The organism is Streptomyces sp. NPDC023481 (assembly GCF_055560195.1).
The window spans coordinates 512,934-535,080 of the sequence record NZ_JBVHJE010000003.1 but is presented as its reverse complement, the minus strand read 5'-3'; the positions used below and the strand labels follow the sequence as shown (position 1 = coordinate 535,080).

At 74.6% G+C, this 22,147-nt stretch carries 13 protein-coding genes; 8 read left to right on the top strand and 5 right to left on the bottom strand.

What is annotated here, in order from left to right:
* Positions 1 to 10 precede the first annotated feature (10 nt).
* Positions 11 to 955, top strand: coding sequence for a GNAT family N-acetyltransferase (locus tag ACZ3ZD_RS09900; RefSeq protein ID WP_467395251.1), 945 nt, complete (start codon positions 11 to 13; stop codon positions 953 to 955).
* An 80-nt stretch (positions 956 to 1,035) separates the two neighbouring features.
* On the opposite strand, the gene ACZ3ZD_RS09895 is transcribed toward ACZ3ZD_RS09900, so the two are convergent.
* Complete coding sequence (locus tag ACZ3ZD_RS09895) at positions 1,036 to 3,198, bottom strand: FUSC family protein (RefSeq protein WP_467395250.1); 2,163 nt, start codon at positions 3,196 to 3,198, stop codon at positions 1,036 to 1,038.
* A gap of 162 nt (positions 3,199 to 3,360) precedes the next feature.
* Between ACZ3ZD_RS09895 and helR the strand changes: the two genes are divergently transcribed.
* Positions 3,361 to 5,601 carry an RNA polymerase recycling motor ATPase HelR gene (gene helR, locus ACZ3ZD_RS09890; RefSeq protein WP_467395249.1) on the top strand — a complete coding sequence of 747 codons (2,241 nt, stop codon included), beginning with the start codon at positions 3,361 to 3,363 and terminating at the stop codon, positions 5,599 to 5,601.
* A 7-nt stretch (positions 5,602 to 5,608) separates the two neighbouring features.
* Here helR and ACZ3ZD_RS09885 read toward each other — a convergent pair whose 3' ends face one another.
* The 4 genes from ACZ3ZD_RS09885 to ACZ3ZD_RS09870 form a co-directional block, all read right to left on the bottom strand.
* Positions 5,609 to 6,478, bottom strand: a complete 870-nt coding sequence (locus ACZ3ZD_RS09885; RefSeq protein WP_467395248.1) for a C40 family peptidase — start codon at positions 6,476 to 6,478, stop codon at positions 5,609 to 5,611.
* A 148-nt stretch (positions 6,479 to 6,626) separates the two neighbouring features.
* Positions 6,627 to 10,493, bottom strand: a complete 3,867-nt coding sequence (locus ACZ3ZD_RS09880) for an nSTAND1 domain-containing NTPase (RefSeq protein WP_467395247.1) — start codon at positions 10,491 to 10,493, stop codon at positions 6,627 to 6,629.
* Positions 10,494 to 10,707: 214 nt separating this feature from the next.
* On the bottom strand, positions 10,708 to 11,139 hold the full coding sequence (locus ACZ3ZD_RS09875; protein WP_467395246.1) for a hypothetical protein: 432 nt from the start codon (positions 11,137 to 11,139) through the stop codon (positions 10,708 to 10,710).
* A gap of 295 nt (positions 11,140 to 11,434) precedes the next feature.
* Entirely contained in the window at positions 11,435 to 12,283 is an 849-nt protein-coding gene (locus ACZ3ZD_RS09870) for a class I SAM-dependent methyltransferase (protein WP_467395245.1), read from the bottom strand.
* Positions 12,284 to 12,760: 477 nt separating this feature from the next.
* Here ACZ3ZD_RS09870 and ACZ3ZD_RS09865 point away from each other — a divergent pair, with 477 nt between their 5' ends.
* The 6 genes from ACZ3ZD_RS09865 to ACZ3ZD_RS09840 are packed head-to-tail and all read left to right on the top strand — an operon-like array spanning position 12,761 to position 22,136.
* A complete protein-coding gene (locus ACZ3ZD_RS09865; protein ID WP_467395244.1) occupies positions 12,761 to 13,909 on the top strand; it encodes an acyl-CoA dehydrogenase family protein in 1,149 nt (382 codons plus the stop codon).
* Position 13,910: 1 nt separating this feature from the next.
* Positions 13,911 to 16,997 carry a non-ribosomal peptide synthetase gene (locus tag ACZ3ZD_RS09860; RefSeq protein ID WP_467395243.1) on the top strand — a complete coding sequence of 1,029 codons (3,087 nt, stop codon included), beginning with the start codon at positions 13,911 to 13,913 and terminating at the stop codon, positions 16,995 to 16,997.
* Positions 16,990 to 17,799, top strand: a complete 810-nt coding sequence (locus tag ACZ3ZD_RS09855; protein ID WP_467395242.1) for a thioesterase II family protein — start codon at positions 16,990 to 16,992, stop codon at positions 17,797 to 17,799. Before ACZ3ZD_RS09860 ends, ACZ3ZD_RS09855 begins: the two co-directional genes overlap by 8 nt.
* Positions 17,796 to 19,811 (top strand): primary-amine oxidase, encoded by a 2,016-nt coding sequence (locus ACZ3ZD_RS09850; protein ID WP_467395241.1) that lies wholly within the window; start codon positions 17,796 to 17,798, stop codon positions 19,809 to 19,811. Before ACZ3ZD_RS09855 ends, ACZ3ZD_RS09850 begins: the two co-directional genes overlap by 4 nt.
* Positions 19,792 to 20,703 (top strand): ectoine hydroxylase, encoded by a 912-nt coding sequence (thpD, locus tag ACZ3ZD_RS09845; protein WP_467395240.1) that lies wholly within the window; start codon positions 19,792 to 19,794, stop codon positions 20,701 to 20,703. The genes ACZ3ZD_RS09850 and thpD overlap by 20 nt, the downstream gene beginning before the upstream one ends.
* Positions 20,700 to 22,136, top strand: a complete 1,437-nt coding sequence (locus tag ACZ3ZD_RS09840; RefSeq protein ID WP_467395239.1) for an aminobutyraldehyde dehydrogenase — start codon at positions 20,700 to 20,702, stop codon at positions 22,134 to 22,136. Before thpD ends, ACZ3ZD_RS09840 begins: the two co-directional genes overlap by 4 nt.
* Positions 22,137 to 22,147: the final 11 nt, after the last annotated feature.

Genomic DNA, 22,147 nt, shown 5'->3' with positions numbered 1-22,147 from the left:
GGAGAACAGCATGCTGGTACGCGCTCTTTCCGCGAGCGAAGCGGCACGTGCTCCCGACCTCACCGGGCGCGAACCCGTCGACGGGGTCGGCCCCGGCCAGCTCGCGGACGGGCTGAAGAGCGGTCACTACCGGCCGGAGTGGACCTGGATCGCGGAGGACGGCGGGAAGCTCCTCGCCCGCGCGGTGTGGTGGGGGCTGCCGGACGGCGCCCACCCGCTGGCGCTGGACTGCCTGTCCGTGCACGAGTCGGTCGGGGACCGCCAGGCGCTCGCCGCCCGGCTGATCACCTCGGCACACCCGTGGTTCCGCGCCCAGGGCATGGCCCGTCCGCCCGAGTTCCACGTCTTCTCCCGCACCGACGGTCCCCCGGCCGAGACGGCCGCCGCGCTCGGCTGGCGGACCGGGGCCGCCGCCGCGGCCGGCCTGACGGACGTCCTGCGCAGGCTGCGCTACGAGTGGACGCCCGACGACAGACCGCCCGCGGCCCCCGCGCGGCTGGTGTTCCGCGCGGAACCCGACGACGAGGCGTTCGTCGCCGCCTTCCAGCAGGTGGCCGAGGGCAGCCTCGACACCACGACCCGGCGCGCGGTCGCACGGCACGGCGTGGCCAGGGCCGCCCGGGACGACCTGGCGGGCTACCGGGGCATGCCCGGCGAGCGGGACTGGTGGCGGCTGGCCCACACCCCGGACGGCACCCTCGCCGGCCTGCTCGTCCCGTCCCGCAACGAGCGGAGTTTCGTGGTCGGCTGTCTCGGTGTGGTCCCCGCCCTGCGCGGCCGGGGGTACGTGGACGAGCTGCTGGCGCAGACCACCTGCATCCTGCTGGACGCGGGCGCCCGCCGGATCACGGCCGACACCGACCTGGTGAACCGTCCCATGTCGGCCGCGTTCGACCGTGCCGGCTACCGCGCCTTCGCCACCCGGACCGTGCTCTCCGCTCCCGCCGACAGCTGAACGGCCGCCGCACCCGCGCCGACCCGGCCACCCGGCCACCCGGCCACCCGGCCGATGCTCCCGGACCGGCGACCCGATGCCTAACCCGGCCCCTCCGGTGGCCGGGTGATCCGGGTCAGGTCGGTCATGAGGGAGTTCAGCCAGGCCACGGTCGCGTAGTAGCGCCGGGGGGCGCCGGGCGGCTCGGTGGTGAAAGCGGCGCGGGCCGGGTCGATGAGGGGTGCCGTCGTGGCCGGGGTGCCGTCTCCCGGGTCCAGTGCCGCCGACACCAGCAGCATCCGGCCCGCCACCCGCTCCCCCAGCCCGCCGGCCGACGCGGCGGCCGGCGGGCCGAGCGGAGTGCGCGGCGGGTCCAGCAGCCGGGACGACCCCCACAGGGTGTGGTGCCCGGTGATCAGCGCGGCCTGCCAGTCGACCGCGGGCGGCCGCGGCCCGCGCCCCCTGCCGCCGAACGGCGTGGGTTCGCTCTGCAGCTGGGCGTAGGCGGACTCGGCGAGGATGAGGGCCCGTTCCAGCGACCGGTGCCGGGGCGCACCCGTCGGGGCGGCCGCCGCCGCGCCGCCCGCCACCGTGGCGCTGGTCGCCACCACGATCTCCGCGGCCTTGCGCAGCAGGTCCGCCGCGGCGTGCCGCAGCTCGTCATGGGCGCCCCGGGGCCAGGCCAGCACGCCGAAGACGGCGCCGATCGCGCTGCCGACCAGCACGTCCAGCATCCTGACCTCCGCGAGCCGCCACGTCGGCTGCGCCAGCTGCGCGAAGACCAGCGCGACGAGCACGGTGAACAGCCCCTGCGCCCACCCCACGCCCCGGACGGGGCCCACCGTGAAGGAGCACAGCATCCACACCGGCAGCAGGACGGCGTACACGGCGGTGTCGGCCCCGACCAGGATCAGGACGCCCGCGCTGACCAGGGCCCCGGCCAGGGTGCCGGCGAGCGCCAGGCGGATGGTGCTCCAGGTCTCGCCCAGCGTGGTCCGGGTCAGCGTGAGGGTCGCCAGCATCGCCCAGAAGCCGTGCGGCAGCGTGTCCACCCCGGCCACCAGCCGGACGGCCGTCAGGGCCAGCGCCATGCGCACCGCGTTCTGGAAGAACACCGACCGGCGTCCGGCGTGGCCGTGGGCCCGGTGCCACCACAGCAGCGGGGCCCGCGTCGTGGCGTACCAGAAGCGGCCGGGCGGCGGCTCCACCGTGGCGTGCCGGCCGCGCACCGCCAGATCGGCCGCCGCGCCCATCGCCAGCGCCGCGTCGGCGGCCTCCAGCACGGCGGCGTGGCGGCGCAGCATGGCCGGCGGGAAACGGCCGTCGGCGGCAGGCGGCCCGCCGGAGACGGCGGACAGGCGGGCGCGGGCCGCGAGCAGCGCCTGCTGCCCCGCCGCGGGGGACACCGCCGACCGCAGGCAGGCCGCGGTCGCCCCGGCCAGCCGCGCCACGGCCCGCAGGACGGCGGTGACCTCGGGTGCCGTGTCGTCCCCTGGTCCGGCGGGCAGCTGCGTGAGCCTGGCGAGCAGGGTACGGGCGGCCAGGCCGGTGTGGGTGAGGGCGCGGTCCCGCAGCCCGGGTCCGGCCGGCCGCTCCCCCTCGGGCACGTTGAGCGGCCGCAGCGCCTGGCCCGCCTCCTGCGCCGCCCGGAGCTCCGCGTCGCTCGGGGCAACGGGGATGGTGGCGAGCCGGGCCGCCCGCTCGGCGACCAGGGCCGCGCGGGCGGCCCGCTCGCGGTAGGGCACGGGGGCCGGCTCGCGGAAGAGCAGCGCCTCGGCCGCCACGAACAGGGCCACGCCCGTGGTCGTCCCGAGCAGCCGGTCGCCGAGCGAGCCGGGGTCGTACGGCGGGAAGGACGGCAGGATGTACAGGAGTTGCAGGCCGGGCGCCGCCCCCGCCGGGCGGGGTCCGCCGACGGCGGAGAAGGCCAGCGTGAAACCGATCACCAGCATGCCGGCGACCGCGCTCCACGTCCGCACGGACAGGCAGGTGCCGACGGCCACCAGCGCCCAGCACACCGGCAGCAGCCGTGCCAGGAACGCGGCGCGCTGCCGGCCGGTGCCGGGGATCCTGGACAGTCCGCCGAGGGCCACCACGGTGAACAGCGCGTAGGTGGCCGCCACGGGGCGGTCCAGGCCGTAGCGGAAGAGGTAGAAGCCGGTGGCGGCGACCAGGGTCACGCGCAGCGCGCGGCGGCCGGAGGCGGCGTAGGCCGCGGGCAGCCGGACACCTCGGAGACCCCACACCCCTACAGAGTCGCCCATCGACGCAGGTCCGGCACCTCGCCGGAAAAACGAAGGGCAAGGAGTCAGCACTCCTCGCCACCCTCAACGTATAGCGCACGGGGGGGCTTGCGGCAAGGCCCCCGTCGTCCCGCAGAATTGCCCGCCTAGGTCAGGAAGCTGCCGGAAACGGGGATTCACCACATGCATGCACCCATGGCGTCGTACGGTCCGCGCCCAGACGCCGAAGCGCCCGAGAGCCCGGACACGGAACGGCACCGTGCCCCGGCCGCCGGCGCCTTCGACCTTCCCGAGCGGCTCGCCGCGAAGGCGGACCCGGCGCTGATCGCCGACGACGAGCGGCACTTCGCGGCCATCGCGGAGTGCCTGCAGCAGTCGATCGCCGAACTGACGAAGCGGCTCGACGCCGAGCGCAGGGCGCCCGGCGGCATGGGCCGGCACGCGATGGACCGGGACGCGGAGATCCACCGGCTGACCGGCCGCCTGCGCACGCTGCGTCGCTTCGGCCTGGACCTGTGCCTCGGGCGCATGGTCGGCGCGGACAGCCCGGAGCCCGTGTACGTCGGCCGGCTCGGCCTCACCGACAGCGCGGGCCGCCGGCTGCTGGTGGACTGGCGCTCGCCCGCCGCCGAGCCGTTCTTCGGGGCCACCCACGCGAACCCGTCGGGGCTGGTCAGCCGCCGCCGGTACCGGTGGACCGACGGGCGGATCAGCGACTACTGGGACGAGGTGTTCACCCCGGACGGGCTGGTCGGCCATGCCGCGCTGGACGACCAGTCCGCGTTCATCGCCAGCCTGGGCGGCAACCGCTCGCCGCGGATGCGGGACGTGCTCGGCACCATCCAGGCCGACCAGGACGCCGTCATCCGGGCCGGGTCCCGTGGCGCCCTCGTGGTCGACGGCGGCCCGGGTACCGGGAAGACGGTCGTCGCCCTGCACCGCTCGGCCTACCTGCTGCACGCCGACCCCCGGCTCGGTCACCGCCGGGGCGGCGTCCTGTTCGTCGGCCCGCACCGGCCGTACCTGGCCTACGTCTCCGACGTCCTGCCCAGCCTCGGCGAGGAGGGCGTGCAGACCTGCACCCTGCGGGACCTCGTCGCCGAGGGCGCCGACGCGGCCGTCGAGACCGATCCGGAGGTGGCCCGCCTGAAGGCGACGGCGGACATGGTGAAGGCGATCGAGAAGGCCGTCGCGTTCTACGAGGAGCCGCCCACCGAGGGGATGACGGTCACCACCCACTGGTCCGACATCGCGCTCGGCCCCGACGACTGGGCCGTGGCCTTCGAGGCGGCCGAGCCCGGCACCCCGCACAACGAGGCACGCCACCAGGTCTGGGAGGAGCTGCTGACGATGCTGGTGGACAAGCACGACGGCGACGCCCCGCCCGAGCTGCTGCGCAGGTCGCTGCGGCAGAACAGGGAACTGGTCACGGCGTTCCACCGGGCGTGGCCGCTGCTGGAGGCGGCCGACCTCGTCGGCGACCTGTGGTCGGTGCCCGCCTACCTGCGGCTGTGCGCCCCCTGGCTGAGCCGCGACGAGGTCCGGCTGCTCCAGCGCGCGGACCCGCAGGCCTGGACGGTGTCGGACCTGCCGCTCCTGGACGCGGCACGGCAGCGGCTCGGCGACCCGGAGACGGCCCGGCGCAAGCGCCGGCACGCGGCCGTCCTGGAGGCCCAGCGCGAGCGGATGGAACAGGTGGTGGACAACCTGGTCGCGGCCGTGGCCGACTCCGGTGCCGACGGCGACGACGGCGAGGGCCTGGTGAGGATGCTGCGCGGTGAGGACGCCAAGGTCAGCCTGGTGGACGAGAGCGAGGTGGCCACCGTGGACCCGGACCTGCTGGCCGGCCCGTTCGCGCACGTCGTCGTGGACGAGGCGCAGGAACTGACCGACGCCGAGTGGCAGATGCTGCTGCTGCGCTGTCCGTCACGCAGCTTCACCATCGTCGGGGACCGCGCCCAGGCCCGGCACGGCTTCACCGAGTCGTGGCGGGAGCGGCTGGAACGGGTCGGGTTCGACCGGATCGCCCTCGCTTCCCTGGGCATCAACTACCGCACGCCGCAGGAGATCATGACGGAGGCCGAGCCGGTCATCCGGGCGGTGCTCCCGGACGCCAACGTGCCGGCCTCCATCCGCAGCACCGGCATCCCCGTCGCCCACGGCCCGGTGTCGGACCTGCGCCCGGTCCTCGACGCCTGGCTGGCCGAGCACGCCGACGGGATCGCCTGTGTCATCGGCGATCCCGCGTTCCGGTCGACCTCCCGTGTCCGCTCCCTCACCCCGGAGCTGGCGAAGGGTCTCGAGTTCGACCTGGTCGTCCTGGTCGACCCGGCCCGGTTCGGGGACGGTGTCGAGGGGGCGGTGGACCGCTATGTCGCGATGACCCGGTCCACCCGGGAACTCGTCGTCCTCAAGACCGCCTGAGACCGGCTCAGGTGGTGCAGGTGGGTACGCCGTCCAGCCAGGCCGGGCCCTGGATGTAGATGTTGGTGACCCAGGCGCGGTAGTCGGGGAGGTAGGACCAGGCGTCGTTGGTGTAGCCCTCGGCGGTGACCACCTCGGCGTGCTTCTGGCAGGCGACGCGGATCGTCGTGGGGCCGGGGAAGGCGTAGACGCGGGCGGCCTTGGTGGAGGGCTGGGCCTTGGTCCACACGCCGGTGCCCCAGGTGCGGAAGACGGGGCCCTCGACCGTGCCGGTGTTGACGCGGACGGCGCCGAAGTAGTCTCCGCCGAGGCGGACGTCACTGACCATCAGCTTGGTGCCGGACTGCCGGGCCTCCACCATCCTGCCGGCGCCGAGGTAGAGGGCGATGTGGTGCAGGTCGGCCGAGGTGCCGTAGGCGAGCAGGTCGCCGGGGAGCAGCGGGGCGAGGCCGTCGGCGGCGGTGAAGCGGGCGGTGGTGCGGTGGGTGTAGTACTGGGTGCTCGCGTCACCGTTGAGGAGGTCCGCGCCGGTGGCCTGCGCGTAGGCGTAGCGGACCAGGCCCGAGCAGTCGAAGCCGAGGCGTTCGGGGTCGTGTTCGCTGGCCGGGTCGGTCGGGTCGACCTTGCCGTAGGTGGGTCCGGGCTGCGTGCCGTGGCCGCCGCCCCAGGTGTACCAGACGCCCGCCGCGACCTGGGCGCAGGCGGCGTCGACGGCCCGTTGGGCCGCGTCGGTCGCGCCCGGGGCGAGGACGCGGCAGTCGTCGTCCGCGGCCCGCGCCGGCCCGGAGTGCCGGTCGGCGGCGGTCGCCGCGGAGGTGAGGAGGAGAGTTGTCAGCAGGGCGATGAGTGTGCCGATGGCGCCGGTTCGCCGCAGCATGCCGGTACCCCCGTTTCGTGGTCTGGTGGTCGGTGGTGCCGCGCCCAGCGTTCCCGGGTGCGGTGGGGCCGGTCGAGGGGGCCGCGCGGGCCTTCTTCGAAGGGCAACGGGAAACGCTCGGGAAACCCGGCCCCAGCAGGGCGGTTGCTCAGGGTGGTGGGCATGCGCAGGCGCCGGGGGCGGGCTCGCCGGGGAGCAGGGCGCGGCGCGTCGCCGGGTCCGTCTCCCGGTCGAGGCGGCAGATGCCGGCCAGCCGGGCCGCGGTGTCCAGGTTCCACAGCCGTACCGTGCCGTCGGTGCCGCTGCTGGCCACCGTCCGTCCGCCGGGCGCGAAGGCCACGCCCCACACGGCGTCGGTGTGCCCGGACAGGGTGGCCCACGGCCGGCGTCCGGGCACGTCCCACAGCCGTACCGTACGGTCGTTGCCGCTGCTGGCGAGGAGCCGGCCGTCCGGTGAGAAGGCAAGGCCGCGTACCGAGCCGGTGTGGCCGGTGAGCGAGTCGAGGAGCCGGTGCCGGGCCACGTCCCAGAGCCGTACGGTGCCGTCGTTGCCGGCGCTGGCCAGGGTGCGGCCGTCGGGGCTGAAGGCGACCGCGCGGACGGCGCCGGTGTGGCCGGTCAGCGTCACCGGCCGGCGGTGGTCGCGCAGGTCCCACAGTCGGACCGTCAGGTCGTCGCCGGCGGAGGCCAGGGTCCGCCCGTCGGGGCTGAAGGCGACGCCGTTGACGTAGTCGGTGTGGCCGGTGAGGACGGCGAGCGGGCGGCGGCCGGGGACGTCCCAGAGGCGTACGGTGCGGTCGGCGCCGGCGGAGGCGAGGGTGCGGCCGTCCGGCGCGAAGGCCACCGCGAAGACGGCGCCGTGATGGCCGTGCAGCAGGGCCCGGGGGCGGCGGGCGGCCGGGTCCCACAGCACGATCGTGCCGTCGGAGCCGGCCGAGGCCAGGGTGCTGCCGTCGGGGGAGAACGCCACGGTGGTGACGCTGCCGGTGCCGCCCGTCAGGGTGGTGGGGATGCCGCGCCGCCGCGCGGGGTCCGGGTCCCACAGCCGTACGGTGTGGTCGGCGTCCGCGGTGGCCAGCAGCCGCCCGTCGGGGCGGTAGGCGACGGCGGAGACCGGGGTGAAGGGGCGAGCGGCCAGGGTCCGGCCGCGCAGGTCCCACAGGACCACGGACTGGTCGAAGCCGCCGGTGGCGAGGAGGGTGCCGGTGGGGTCGACGGCCACGGACATCACGTAGTCGGTGTGTCCGGTGAGGATGGTGACGAGGCGTCCGCTGCGGACGTCCCACAGTCTGGTCGTGCCGTCCCCGCTCGCGCTGACGACGGTGGTGCCGTCGGGGGTGTAGGCGACGGCGTTGACGTCGTCGCTGTGTCCGGTGAGCGTCGCCGTGACGCGGCGGCCGTCGACGTCCCACAGCCGGACCGTCCGGTCCACTCCCCCGCTGGCCAGGCCGCGGCCGTCGGGGGCGAAGGCCAGGCCGAGGACCCCGTCGGTGTGGCCGCGCAGGACGGCCTGTCGGCGGCCCCGACGGGCGTCCCACAGCCGTACGGTCCGGTCGGTGCCGGCCGAGGCGAGGGTGCGGCCGTCCGGCGCGAAGGCGAGCGCGTCGACCTCACCGGCGTGACCGGTGAGGCGGGCCGTCCGCCGGGGGGTGCCGGCCGTGTCCCAGAGTTGGACGGTTCCGCCGGGGGCGGCGACGGCGAGGGTGTGGCCGCGCGGTGCGAAGGCGACCACGCGGGCCGCGCGTGTGCCCGGGAGCAGGGTGGCGGGTGTCGCGCGGGCCGGGGACCACAGCCGTACCGGCCCGTCGGTCGCCGTGACCGCGAGGGTACGGCCGTCCGGGCTGAAGGTCACGGAGCGGATCCGGCCGGGGACGGTGAGCGTCGCCGTCGTCCGGTGGTCGCTCAGGCGCCGCAGCCGGACCGTGCCGTCCGAGCTGCCGGTGGCCAGCAGCCGGCCGTCCGGCGCGAAGGCCACCGTGTTGACCGGTCCGCGGTGGCCGCCGAGCCGGGCCGTGAACGGCTCGGCCTGGGTACTCAGCAGGGCTCCGCGGGTGGTGGCGTTGGGGTCGGTGCGGTAGGCCTCGGCGGCGAGCAGCATGGACGCCTCGGGCCGGCCGCCGGCCAGCAGGGTGGACCGGACGGCGAGGGCCTGGGAGCGGGCGAGGCGTTCCTGGGCGAGCGCGTCGGCGCGCTGCCGGTAGGCGATGCCGCCGGCGGCCAGGGCGCAGCCGAGCAGCACGACGAGGGTGGCCACCAGGGCCTGGCGCAGCCGGGTCTGACGCCGGGTCCGGCGCTGCCCGGCCTCCTCCTCGGCCTGGCTGGCGCGCAGGAACGCCTCCTCGACGGGGCCCAGCGGGCCGAGGCCGTCGGTGTCCGCCGCCCAGGTGCGGACGGTGTCCAGGCGGGTGCCACGGTAGAGCGCCGACGGGTCGCGGCCCTCGCGTTCCCAGGCGGCCGCCGCGTGGGCGAGTCGCTGGCGGACGAGCAGGCCGGCCCGGTCGGCACTGATCCATTCCCGCAGCCGCGGCCAGCTGTGCAGCAGGGCCTCGTGCGTGATCTCCACACTGTCGCTGTCGACGGTGAGGAGCCGGGCGCGGACGAACACGTCGAGCGCGGTGTCGGCGCCCTCCGCGTCGGCCAGTTGGGTCATCAGGGCGGTACGGCCGACCCGGCGCCGGGTGGCGCCGGTCCCGTCGGAGACCTGCACCAGCCGGGACAGGATGCGCCGGATGGTCTGCTGTTCCGCCGGGTACAGCTGGGCGAACGCGTCCTCGGCGGTGCGCGCCACGGCTCCCTGGATGCCGCCGGTGCTCTCGTACCCGGCGACGGTCAGGGTGCTTGCCTCGCGGTGGCGCCAGGTGGCCAGCAGGGCGTGGGAGACCAGGGGCAGCGCGCCCGAGGGGACGCCGTGGGCGCCGGGTTCGCCGGTCAGTCCGGCGTCCCGCAGCAGCAGGGGGACCAGGCCGGGGTCGAGGGTGACACCGGCGAGTTCGGCGGGGCGGGTGATGGACTCGACCAGCTCCGCCGTGGTCATCGGGGGCAGGACGTAGAGGCCGTCGGTGAAGACGGGGGCGAGTTCGGGCAGGTCGAGACATCGGCCGGAGAAGTCGGCGCGTACACCGAGGACGACCACCGCGGGATCGTGTCCGGGTGACGGCGGGGGTGCGGCCAGGGCGCACAACACGCGGGCGAAGGTGCGTCGTTCGGTGTCGTCGGCGCACAGGGTGAACAGTTCCTCGAACTGGTCGACGAGTAGCACGAGCCGGGGCGGTGGTGGGGGCCGGCGCCCGGCGGGGGTGGCTTCCGCGCGGGCCCGGACGGCGGTCAGGAGGGCCTCGGGCCGCTCGCCCAGCCGGGCCGCGGTGAGGTCCAGGTCGCCGCCGAGCACCTTCGCGGCGCGTTCCAGCAGTTCGTCCACCGGGTGCGCGGTGGGCGTGAGGGTGACGACGGGCCAGCGGTCGGCGCCGGCCATCGGAAAACCGCCCGCCCGCCGCAGGGCGGGTACCAGACCGGCGTTGAGCAGCGAGGACTTGCCCGCGCCGGAGGGGGCGACGAGCAGCAGCGGTCCCTTGCCGACCCGGTCGAAGAGCCGTTCCACGAGGGCGGCCGTGGCCCGCTCCCGGCCGAAGAAACGGCCGGCGTCCTGCGGGGTGAACGCCGACAGGCCCGGGTAGGGGCAGGCGGGGCCGGTGACATCGTTGCCGTCGGCGGGCGCGACCCTGCGCTGCGGTACGAGCAGACGCAGCAACGCGCCGTCGGCGCGCAGGATCTGGTCGCAGCGGCGGGCCACGTCGACGGTCACGGGTTTCGCGCCGGTCTCGATCTTGCTGAGGTACCCCTTGCTGTAGTGGGTCTGTCTGGCCAGGTCGGCCAGTGACAGGCCGCGCTGCTGCCTCAGTCGTCGTAGCTGTGCGGGGAAGGACGGTGTGGTCGGCACCGTCCCGTCCCCGTCGTCCTCGTTCCGGTCGTTGTCGTTCCGGTTGCCGGTGTCGGCTCCCTTTTGCGGCTCCCCCAAGGCGTCCCCCATGGCACGTGCCCAGGCCGTGAGACGGCGGGAGCCCAGGTTACTGCCGGGGTGTGACAGGTGGCCCAGCCATGTGTGTGCAGTGGCCGAAAAAGAGCTTCCGGAACCGCGGTCGCGGTTCCGGAAGCTTCCCCCGTGATGACCCCTCGGCCGCCGTTGGTGGGGTACGGCGGGCCGAGGGCTGTGGCTCTGCGGGCCGTGCCGCCTACGGCCGGTTCAGGGTGATGGAGTTGATCCCGGTGAGGTCGACCCACACGCCCGTCCCCTCGGCGAAGGGCGTGCCGCAGAGGGTGCCGTTGTAGCCGGAGCACAGGCTCGCCGTGGCGCCGCCGTACTGGTTGTTGAGGACCCAGTGCCGGCCGAACTGGTTGCTGAGGTTGTGCGGCCCGTAGCTGTAGAAGACCAGGCTCGGCGACTGGGCCGGGTTCTGGTTCTGCGGGTACACGCACACCGCCCCGTCGGGGCAGCCGGCCCACGGGTCGGCCGCGGGCTTGGCGTGGGCCGCGCCGCTCATGGTCAGGACCGCCGCCGCGGCGGTCGCGAACGCGGCGCCGACACGCATCGTCTTGCGCATGGTTTCCCCCTTGCGGTTCTCCTGCGTCGTCCGCAGGTCGTGCTCGGTGTTGACGACCCTCACGATCCCGCCGTGGCCGGCCGGAGTCGACGGGTTTCCCGTCGCCCCTCGCCTGCACGCCCGGGAAACCGTGCCTGACCTGCGGGAGCGCGAGAGGCGGGCAACCGGGGGCTGGGGCGCGGGCCGGCGGTGAGCCGCGGGCCGGCATGCCGCCGGGACCGTGCGCTCGGTCCCGGGCCGCGGGCGGACACGGCATGCGTGACACCCGGAGCCGGACCGCGGCTCCGGGTGTCACCCGCCGGCACCGGACCTGTGCCGGCCGCGGGGCGAGCGCGGTCGCGCACCGCCCGACGGGACGTCAGACCGCCGGTTTCACCGCCTCCACGAGCAGGTGGTAGCCGAAGTGGTTGAAGGGCGGTATCTCGCCGAGGAACCGCTCGATCCGGTCGACGAAGGCGCGCACGGAGGAGTCGCTCAGGACCTCGTCCGCGAGCCAGGCCGCGAGGGGCGAGTTGCCGCGGATCCTGGTGACCGTCATCCCGGCCCCGGCGAACAGTGCCGTGAGGTCCTGCGGGCTGAAGCTGTACCAGGGCGCGAGGTAGTCCTCGCCGCTGCGGGTGCCGGTGAACAGCAGCTGCTTGCCGGCGACGTCGGTGACGTCGACCGAGGCGAACCGGTCGCCGGTGAACATCTCCTCGAACAGGGCGTTCTTGACGCCGAGCAGCATCCGGCCGCCGGGCCGCAGCACACGGCGCACCTCGGCGAAGACCGCCGGCCGGTCCTCCAGGGGTAGGTGCATGAGGGCGAGCATGCTGGTGACGGTGTCGAAGGAGCCGTCCGGGAACGGCATGTGCGCCATGTCGCCCTCGCGCAGGTCCGCGCTCAGGCCCCGGTCGCGGAGCTTGCCGCCGGCCACCTCCAGCATCGCCGCCGACAGGTCGAGTCCGCTGACCTGGGCGCCCAGTTCCGCCATGGGCACGGTGAAGCGGCCGGTGCCGCAGCCGATGTCCAGGACGCGTTCGCCGGGCCGGATCTTCTCCAGCAGGAAGCGGTGCTCGGTCGTGGTGAACATCTCGTCGCACGGGCCGAGTCCGGGGATGCGCTCGTCGTACTCCTCGGCCACTCGCCGGTAGACGGACCTGACCTGGTCCTTCTGCTGTTCGGCCGCGTCGGCGAAGGTGCGGGTGGGATGGTCGTACGTCGTCATGTGTTCCTCCTCGGAACGGTGAGAACGGGAGAACGGTGAGGACGGGACGAGCAGGTGGGGCCGCGCTGCCGTGGAAGCGGGTCGTCCCCGCGAGCAGGAGAACGCCTCGTGGCCGCTCCCGGGGAAGGCACGCGGAAAGCGGGGGACGCATTACCCCGGCCAGGGAAGCGGTGCCGTGTCCGGCCAACGTAGGGAAATCCGGGCGCGGACGTCAACGGACCATCGCGGAAATGATCGCGAATGATGACGTGAAATGCCGGTGATCTTTCTGCGGCGAGGGTGGTTACCTGCACGGATACACGCGATCTGAAGGTTGTGTGAAGGCATTCCATTCACCGGTCCGACCCGCACGGAAAAGGCGACGCAAAGTCGCGGGTTTGGATCCTGTGTGCGGGGAACTACCGGGTGGCGCCCTGTTCCGGCCCTTTTCCGCACCCCTCTTGACACCCGGTCCGCTGCTGTCCTCACACTGGATAAATGGCAGGACTTCAGAACTCCGATTTACGTGCTGAAGTACGGCGGCTGCTGGCAGCACCGGAATTACGCGAGGAACTGAACGGCATTTGGAGAACCCCGCCGCACGAGGAGTGCCCGTTGCCCCGGCTGACCTACCGGAAGCTGGGCGGCCGGGGTCTGCTCGCCCCGCACTGGCCGCCGGAGTACGGCGGTCGCGGCTCCGATGTGACCGCCACCGCGGTGGTCGCCGAGGAACTCGCCCTGCACGGGGTCCCCGACAGCGCCCGCGTGAACACGATCGACAACGCCGGTGCCACGCTCCTGTCGTTCGGCACCGAGCGGCAACGCCGCCGCCACTGCCCGGCGATGGCCGCGGGCGACGTCGTCTTCTCGGTGCTGTACACCGAACCGGACGCCGGCAGCGACCTCGGCGGCATGGCCACCCGCGCCGAACGCACCGCGTACGGCTGGCGGTTGACCGGCACCAAGACCTGGAACGCCACGACGGCCGACGCCCGGTACGGCATCTGCGCGGCACGGGTCGCCGGCGGTGGTGACAACGCCTATGCGGCCACCGCCCTGTTCGTCGTGCCCCTGGACCATCCGGCGGTGCGGATCGAGGCGTTGCCGACGGTGAACCCGGAGCGGTTCTTCGTCGTCCACCTCGACGGCGCCGAGGTGGACGACGAGGCACTGATCGGCGCACCGGGCGCGGGTTGGTCGATGCTCACGCAGGCCCTGGGGCTGGAGCGCACGGGCATCTGCTTCGCTGGGCGGGCCCGCCGCTGGCTGGACCAGCTCGTCCGCGCACTGGACGCCGGCGAGGGAGCGGCCCGTACGAGCGGCGCTCAGGGACTGCCCCGGCTGGACGCCGAGGTGACCGCCGCGCGCCTGCTGGGCTGGCGGGCCGTGGCCGACCTCGCGGACGGGCGGCTCGGCGCCTCCGCCGCGGCCGCCGCGAAGTGGTGGAGCAGCGAACTGGCCCAGCGGGTGGCCTGGTTGGCCTGGGATCTGCTCGGCCCGCAGGGGTCACCCGCCTTCCCGGACCTGATGGTGGCCGTCCGTGAGGCGCCCGGCCTGACGCTGGCCGCCGGCACCTCGGAGATGCAGTTGTCGACCGTGGTCACCGACCTGCTGGACGGTGGCGATCCCTGGGAGGAGCACCTCTGACATGCCTCGTCACAGTGCCTGGCGGCAGCAGCTGCTCCAGGACTTCACCCACACCCTCGACTCCTGCGATCCGTCCCGCGTCACCGACCTGCGCCGCCGGCTCGCCCGGGACGGCTGGTACGCCGCGTGTCTCCCGGTCGACGACGGGGGCCTGGGGCTGACAACCGCCGACGCCGCCGGCCTCGCCGAGCGCCTGGGTCGCGCCGAGGGCCCGAGCGACCCCTTGGACACCCTGATCGCCCTGCCGCTGCTCATTCGTGCGGCACCCGGACTGGCGCGGGAGGTGCGCACGGGGGCGTGCAGCGTCGGGGTGGCCGTGCCGCTCCACCGGCAGGAGGGCAGCGGGTCGGAGCGCCCGCACGGCGAGCTGGAGGGCCCGCACGCCGGTTTGGAGCGCCCGCACGCCGGTCCGGAGGGGATGGACACCGGGCTGGATGGCCCCCACACCCGGCTGGAGGCCCCGCACGCCCGGCTGGACGGACCAGACACCACGCCCGAACGCCCGCACGCCCGGCTGGACGGACCGGACGGGCTGGAGCCGGGCGGCACGGGCGCCGGGTACGGCAGCCGGGCCGCCGGCCGCCGCGAACCGGCTCTGTTCACCCAGCACCGGCCCGACCTCGTCCTCCTCCCGACCCCCGGCGCGCCGGACACCGTGACCGGCTGGCGGCCGGACACGGCGACACCCCACCCCACGCCGGGTGACCTGCTCCTGGCCGTGGACACGGATGCCCCCGGGACCGCCCACCCCGATCTGGCCGGCGTGCCCGCCGGGCCGCTGTGGGCCGGCTGCGTGCTGCTGCGCAACGCCCATCTGCTGGGCCTGGCCCGTGCCGCGCTCGGCAAGGCCGTCGAACGCGCCCGCAGGCGACCGCAGTTCGGCCGCCCGATCGGCTCGTACCAGGCCGTCGCGTTCCCTCTGGCCGCGCAGCGCGCCCGACTTGAGGGGCTGCGGCTGGCGAACGACGCGCGGCTGCGGGAACTGGACGCCGAAGGAAAGGAGTTGACAGCCGAGCGGGCGGGGAGGCTGGTGGCCGACGCGCTGGCGCTGGCCGACGCGGTCACCGCGCTGGTGAAGGACTGCGTGCGCCACGCCGTGCACGTCCACGGCGCGTTCGGGCTGTCCGACGGGAGTCCCGTCGCCGCCTGCCACCGCCGCCTGCTGACGGAAACGGCACGCTGGGGACCGTATGCGCACCTGAGCGGCCCGCTCCCCGCGGCCGGGACGGAATCCGCTCGCCGCCCGGTGATCAGCCCGCGCCGGCTGGCCCGGCTGCGGGAACCGGCGCGCGTGCGCGACACCGGGGTGCGCTATCCGGCCGGCCGGTGTGTGCACGAACTGGTGGAGGCGGCCGCGGCCCGCCACCCCGACGCGGTCGCCGTGCGCAGCGCCGGCGCGGATCTCACGTACGCGCGTCTCGACGCGGACGCCGAGCGGCTGGCCGGGGCGCTGCGCCGCCGTGGCGTCGGCGCCGGTGACGTCGTCGGGCTGCACATGGAGCACGGTCCCGGAGCGGTGACGGCGATCCTCGGCGTGCTCAAGGCGGGTGCCGCCTATCTGCCGCTCGACCCCGCCCATCCGCCGGAGCGCACCGCGTTCCTGGCCGAGGACGCGGCGGCCGCCCTCGTCCTGGGCGACCCCCGACTGCTCGACCGGCTGCCGCCGCTCGACATGCCGGTGACCACCGTGCCGGACCTGGCCGACGCCCCGGCGGGGCCCCCGGAAGAGAGGAGGCCGGCGGCTCCCGACTCGCTCGTGTACGTGCTCTACACGTCCGGATCGACCGGTACGCCCAAGGGGGTCGAGGTCGAGCACCGCAGTCTCACCAACCGGCTGTACTGGGACGCCGCCACCTTCCCGCTGCGCCCGCGGGACGCGGTCCTGCACCACACCTCGCTCGGCTTCGACATCTCGGTGTGGGAGATCTTCGCCCCGCTCGTCTCCGGCGCCACACTCGTCGTCCCCCCGCCGGGCGCGCTGCGCGACCCGCACCGGATGCTCACCCTCATGCGGGACTCCGGCGTCACCGTGCTGGCCTGCGTCCCCTCCCTGCTGGACGTGCTGCTGGACGAGGACGACCCGGCCCTGACCGACGTGACCGGCCTGCGCTACGTCTTCTGCGGCGGTGAGACCCTGCCGCCACGGCTGGTCGAACGGTTCCACGCGCTGGGCACGGGGGCGCGGTTGCACAACTTCTACGGGCCCAGCGAGTGCACCGTCGACGTCACGTCCTGGCGCTGCGACGCCGGGGCCGGTGACGCGCCGGTGCCGATCGGGGTCCCGCTGGCCAACGTCGGCGTGCATGTGCTGGACGAGCACGGCGAACTGGTGCCGCCCGGCCGGACGGGCGAGCTGTACGTCGGCGGGGCCGGCGTGGCCCGCGGCTACCGCGGACGGCCCGGCCTGACCGCGCGGCGCTTCCTGCCCGACCCCTTCGCCGGGCGGCCCGGCGCGCGCATGTACCGCACCGGCGACCTCGTCCGCATGGACACCGACGGTGTCCTGCACTTCCTCGGGCGGACCGACCGGCAGGTGAAGATCCGCGGCCACCGGATCGAACTCGGCGAGATCCAGCACGCCCTGGAACGCCACCCCGGGGTCCGCGCGGCGGCGGTCCGGGCGGTCGGGGACCGGGTCGAGGCCCATGTCGTCGCCGCCGGCGACGCCCCCGAGCCCGCCGAGCTGACCGGGCACCTGCGCCGCACGCTGCCCGCCTACATGCTCCCCGCGGCCTACGGCTTCCTGTCCGCACTGCCCGTCACCGGCAACGGCAAGACCGACTACGCCGCGCTGCCGTCCCTGCGGCCGGAGCCGCGCAGCACGGTGGCCGACGGCGGCCGGCCGGACGCCCTGGAGGACGCCCTCGCCGCGCTCGCGGGCCGGGTGCTCGGCCAGGACCGGCTGGACCCGGGCGACGACTTCTTCGCCGCGGGCGGCAGTTCGCTGCACGCGGCCCGGTTCGTCTCCCGGGTCCGCGCCGAACACGGCCTGGACGTCCGCCTGGAGCACTTCCTGGCGTCGCCCACCGTCCGGGACCTCGTCAAGAGCACAGCGCACGCAGGGGAAGGAGACCAGCCCGATGACTGACCCGCGACACCGGACCACCGACGCACTGATCCGCCTGTTCTGCTTCCCGCACGCCGGCGCCGGCAGCGGTGTGTACCGGGCCTGGACCGACGCGCTCGCCCCGGACATCGACGTGCACCCCGTGGTGCTCCCGGGGCGCGACGGGCGCTACGCCGAGCCGCCCCGCACGAGCGTCACCGCCCTCGCCCGCGGCTGTGCCGAGGAACTGGCCGGCCTGCTGGAGCAGGCGGCGGACGACAGGCCGTACGCCCTGTTCGGGCACAGCCTGGGGGCCGTCGCCGCCTACGAGACCGCCCGCGAGCTGCTGCGCCGGGGCCGGCCGCCGGCGATGCTCGTCGTCTCGGGCAGCGAGCCCCCGCACCGCCTCACCGCGCCCGCCCGCCCCTGCCACGGCCTGCCGGACGACGCCTTCCTGGCCGAGGTCATCCGGCTCGGCGGCACCTCGCCGGAGATCCGCGAGGAGCGGGAACTGCTGCGCCTGGCGCTGCCGGCGCTCCGCGCGGACTTCACCGCCGCGGAGACCTACCGGCACCGGCCCGGTGGTCCCCCGCTGCCGACGCCGATCGCCGTCTACGCAGGGTCGGAGGACATGACGCTCGTGCCGCGGCACCTGGACGACTGGGGTCAGCTGACCCGTGTGCCCGTCGTACGGCACCGGCGCTTCCCCGGCGACCACTTCTACCTGGACGCCGGCCGCCCCCTGGTCCTGCAGGCCCTGCGGCACGACCTGCTCCAGGCGGCCGCACCCCGTCCCGCCCCGCCCCGGACCCCCGCCGCCCACCTGTCCAGGAGGCCCCTGTGACCGTTTCTCCCGCCACGACCGCCGTAGCGACACGGCATCCGCTGGAGCCGCTCACCGCCGACGAGATCCGGCGCGCCGCCACGCTGCTGAGGTCCCGGCAGGGACTCACGGCGGACGTGCGGTTCGTCATGATGTCGCTCAGGGAACCGGACAAGGAACGCCTGGCGGACGACGATCCCGGCCGGCGTCCGCCGCGCGAGGTGTCCGTCGTCCTGCGGGACCGCCGGCAGCGCCGTACCTACGAGGCGGTGGTGTGCCTGGACACCGAGGAGGTCACCCGGTGGCGGCCGCGGCCCGGGGTCCACACCGCCGTCACCGAGGAGGAGTTCGAGGAGTGCGACACCGCGGTCCGCGAGGATCCGCGCTGGCAGGACGCCATGCGCCGGCGCGGGGTCACCGACTTCTCCCTCGCGATGATCGACGCCTGGCCGACCGGTCACACCGGTGACCATCCCGACTGGCCGGGACGGCGGCTGTCCTACGCGCTGACCTTCGTCCGCTCCCACCCCCGCGACAACGGCTACGCCCGTCCCGTCGAGAACCTCGTGGCCCTAGTGGACCTGGACTCGGTGGAGGTCCTGGACGTCGCCGACGAGGGTGTGGTGCCGCTGCCGCCGCTGTCCGGCAACTACGACCCCGAGGAACGCGCCGCCGACGGCAACTGGCCGCCCGTCGTCCAGGAGCGCACCGACCTGCGGCCCATCGACATCACCCAGCCCGAGGGGCCGAGCTTCACCGTCGACGGGTACGCGGTGCGCTGGCAGAAGTGGCGGCTGCGCCTCGGCTTCACCGTCCGCGAGGGCCTCGTACTGCACCAGTTGGGCTACGAGGACCAAGGCCGGGTCCGATCGGTGCTGCACCGCGCCTCCCTGGCCGAGATGTACACGCCGTACGGCGACCCCGGGTTCACCCACTACCGCAAGAACGCCTTCGACGAGGGCGAGTACGGCGCCGGGTTCATGGTCAACGCCCTGGAACTGGGCTGCGACTGCCTCGGCGAGATCCACTACTTCGACGCCGTGGTGCACGACCAGGACGGCGAGCCGGTCACGCTGCCGCACGCGATCTGCATGCACGAGGAGGACATGAACATCGCGTGGAAGCACACCGACTTCCGCACCGGCAAGGTCGTCACCCGGCGCCAGCGCCGGCTGGTCGTCTCCTCGTTCGCCGTCCTCGGCAACTACCAGTACGGGTACTTCTGGTACCTGTACCTGGACGGCACGATCGGCTTCGAGGTCAAGCTCACCGGCATGATCTCGACGGGCGCGTTCTCCGGCCCCTGCCCGCCGTACGGCACGGCGGTGGCGCCCGGCCTCTACGGCCCCCACCACCAGCACTTCTTCTCCATGCGCCTGGACATGGCCGTCGACGGACCGCACAACTCGGTGTACGAGGTCGACTCGGTGCCGCTGCCGATGGACGAGCACAACCCGTACGGCAACGCCTGGCGCCTCCAGCCCCGTCTGCTGGCCACGGAACGGCAGGCCGAGCAGCGCACCGCGCACTCGGCCACCGGACGCTTCTGGAACATCGTCAACCCGCACCGGCGCAACGGCCTGGGCGAGCCGGTCGGTTACAAGCTCGTCCCCTCCTCGGGTCTGCTGCCCATGCAGCCCCGCGGCAGCCAGGCCTGGCACCGGGCCCGCTTCACCTACGGCCACCTCTGGGTCACCGCGCACGACCCCGCCCAGATGTACGCCGCCGGCGACTACCCCAACCAGCACCCCGGCGACGGGGGGCTGCCCGAGTACGTGCAGGGCGACCGGCCCACGGCCGACACCGACATCGTGCTGTGGCACACCTTCGGCGAGCACCACGTCGTACGGCCCGAGGACTGGCCGGCGATGCCGGTGGTGGCCACGGGCTTCACCCTGCGGCCGAACGGCTTCTTCGACGGCAACCCCGCCCTGGACGTGCCCGCGCCCGACGCCTGCCGCGCCGCCCCCTGCCACGACCGACTGCCCGACGAACGGACCGGAAAGGGACACCATGACCACCACGCTCGCTGACCGCTACCCCACCCGGCTGCCGGAGCCCGGACCCCGCGTGCCCCGGCCCGATCCCGTGGTGTGGGGCGACCCCGCGGACGGGCCGCTCACGCCCGGCGCGTACACGGGCTTCGCCGACCGCGGGCACCACCACAGCCCGCACCCGCTGTTCGGCCCCCACGAGGTGGACGCCCTGCGGCGGGAGGCCGCGCGGCTGGCCGAGGACCCCGCCCTGCGCGCCGACGAGCGCACCGTGGTGGAGGAGGCCTCCCAGGAGGTCCGCTCCGTCTTCGAGGTGCACCGCGTCAGCCCCGTCTTCGCCCGGCTGGCCGCCGACCCGCGGCTCGCGGACGTGGCCCGGCAGCTCCTCGGCTCCGAGGTGTACGTGCACCAGAGCAGGGTCAACTACAAGCCGGGATTCACCGGCGGCCCGTTCTACTGGCACTCCGACTTCGAGACCTGGCACGCCGAGGACGGCATGCCCCGGCCCCGCGCGCTGAGCGTCTCGATCGCCCTGACGGAGAACCACCCGTACAACGGCAGTCTGCTGATCATTCCCGGTTCGCACCGCACCTTCGTGCCCTGCGTCGGCCGCACTCCGCCCGGCCACCACCGGACCTCGCTGCGCACCCACTCCCCCACCGTCGGCATGCCGGAGCAGGACGCGGTACGCGAGCTGGCCGAAGAGGCGGGCGGGATCGACCAGTTCACCGGGCCGCCCGGGTCCGCGACGTTCTTCGACGCCAACTGCATGCACGGCTCCAACGGCAACATCACGCCGTATCCGCGTTCCAACATCTTCCTCGTCTACAACAGTGTGGACAACACGCTCGGGTCGCCGTACGCCGCGCCCGCGCCGCGGCCGCCGTACATCGCCTCCCGCGACTTCACACCCGTGGGGGAGGCCCGGTGAACCTCGGCGAACCGCTGCCCAACTTCGTCGGCGGAGCCCGGCGCCCGGCCCGCACCGACGAGACCGTCCCCCTGGTGAACCCGGCCACCGGGCGCCGCGCCGGTACGGCACCCGTCTCCGGCGAGGCGGACGTCGACGCGGCCGTACGCTCCGCCCAGGACGCGTTCGCACGCTGGCGGGACACCCCGCCCGGGGAGCGGCAGCGGGCCCTGCTGCGGATCGCGGACGCCCTGGAGGAGCGGGCCGGGGAGTTCGCGGCGGCGGAGACGGTCCACACGGGCAAGCCCCTGCACCTCGTCACCGGCGAGGAGATGGGCCCCATGACGGACCAGATCCGGTTCTTCGCGGGGGCCGCCCGGATGCTGGAGGGCAGGGCCACCGGCGAGTACCTGCCCGGGCACACCTCGTCGGTCCGCCGGGAACCGGTCGGCGTGTGCGCCCAGGTGACCCCCTGGAACTACCCGCTGATGATGGCGGTGTGGAAGTTCGCGCCGGCCGTCGCGGCCGGCAACACCGTGGTGCTCAAACCGTCGGACACCACTCCGGTGACCACGCTGATGCTGGCCGAGCTGGCGGCCGAGTTCCTGCCCCCGGGCGTGCTCAACGTGGTGTGCGGCACCCGGGAGACCGGGCGCCTGCTGGTACGGCATCCCGGGCCGGCCATGGTGTCGGTCACCGGCAGCGTCCGCGCCGGCACCGACGTGGCCTCCGCCGCCTCCGCCGACGTCAAGCGCGTCCACCTGGAGCTGGGCGGCAAGGCGCCCGTGCTGGTCGCGGCCGACGCCGACCTGGCGCGGGCCGCGCGGGGCATCGCCGAGGCGGGCCTGTACAACGCCGGGCAGGACTGCGCGTCGGCGTGCCGGATCATCGTGGACGCCTCGGTGCACGACGCGTTCGTGGAGCACCTGGTCGCCGAGGTGAAGGACCTGCCGCCCGGGCCGCCCGAGGACGCCGGCGCCTACTTCGGGCCGCTCAACAGCGCGGCGCAGCGCGAGCGGGTCCGGGGCTTCCTGGAGCGGCTGCCCGCTCACGCCCGGACCGTCGCCGGGGGTTCGGCGCTGCCCGGCGACGGCTTCTTCCACGAGGCCACGGTGGTCACGGGGCTGCGCCAGGACGACGAGGCGGTCCAGGAGGAGATCTTCGGGCCGGTCCTCACCGTGCAGGCGGCGGCCGACGACGAGGAGGCGCTGCGCATGGCCAACGACGTGCGCTACGGGCTGGCCTCGTCGGTGTGGACGCGGGACCACCGGCGTGCCGTGACCCTGGCCCGGCGGATCGACGCCGGCATCGTCTGGATCAACTGCCACATGCCCACGGCCGCCGAGATGCCGCACGGCGGTTTCAAGCAGTCCGGGTACGGCAAGGACCTGTCGGCGTACGGGCTGGAGGACTACACACGGGTCAAGCACGTGATGACCTACACGGACGCCTGAGGCGGCCGGCG

Excerpts from the sequence above, each read along its gene's own strand:
- helR (WP_467395249.1), top strand. The coding sequence starts at position 3,361 with ATGCATGCACCCATGGCGTCGTACGGTCCGCGCCCAGACGCCGAAGCG.
- ACZ3ZD_RS09900 (WP_467395251.1), top strand. The coding sequence starts at position 11 with ATGCTGGTACGCGCTCTTTCCGCGAGCGAAGCGGCACGTGCTCCCGAC.
- ACZ3ZD_RS09865 (WP_467395244.1), top strand. The coding sequence starts at position 12,761 with ATGGCAGGACTTCAGAACTCCGATTTACGTGCTGAAGTACGGCGGCTG.
- ACZ3ZD_RS09885 (WP_467395248.1), bottom strand. The coding sequence starts at position 6,478 with ATGCTGCGGCGAACCGGCGCCATCGGCACACTCATCGCCCTGCTGACA.
- thpD (WP_467395240.1), top strand. The coding sequence starts at position 19,792 with ATGACCACCACGCTCGCTGACCGCTACCCCACCCGGCTGCCGGAGCCC.
- ACZ3ZD_RS09870 (WP_467395245.1), bottom strand. The coding sequence starts at position 12,283 with ATGACGACGTACGACCATCCCACCCGCACCTTCGCCGACGCGGCCGAA.
- ACZ3ZD_RS09855 (WP_467395242.1), top strand. The coding sequence starts at position 16,990 with ATGACTGACCCGCGACACCGGACCACCGACGCACTGATCCGCCTGTTC.
- ACZ3ZD_RS09860 (WP_467395243.1), top strand. The coding sequence starts at position 13,911 with ATGCCTCGTCACAGTGCCTGGCGGCAGCAGCTGCTCCAGGACTTCACC.
- ACZ3ZD_RS09895 (WP_467395250.1), bottom strand. The coding sequence starts at position 3,198 with ATGGGCGACTCTGTAGGGGTGTGGGGTCTCCGAGGTGTCCGGCTGCCC.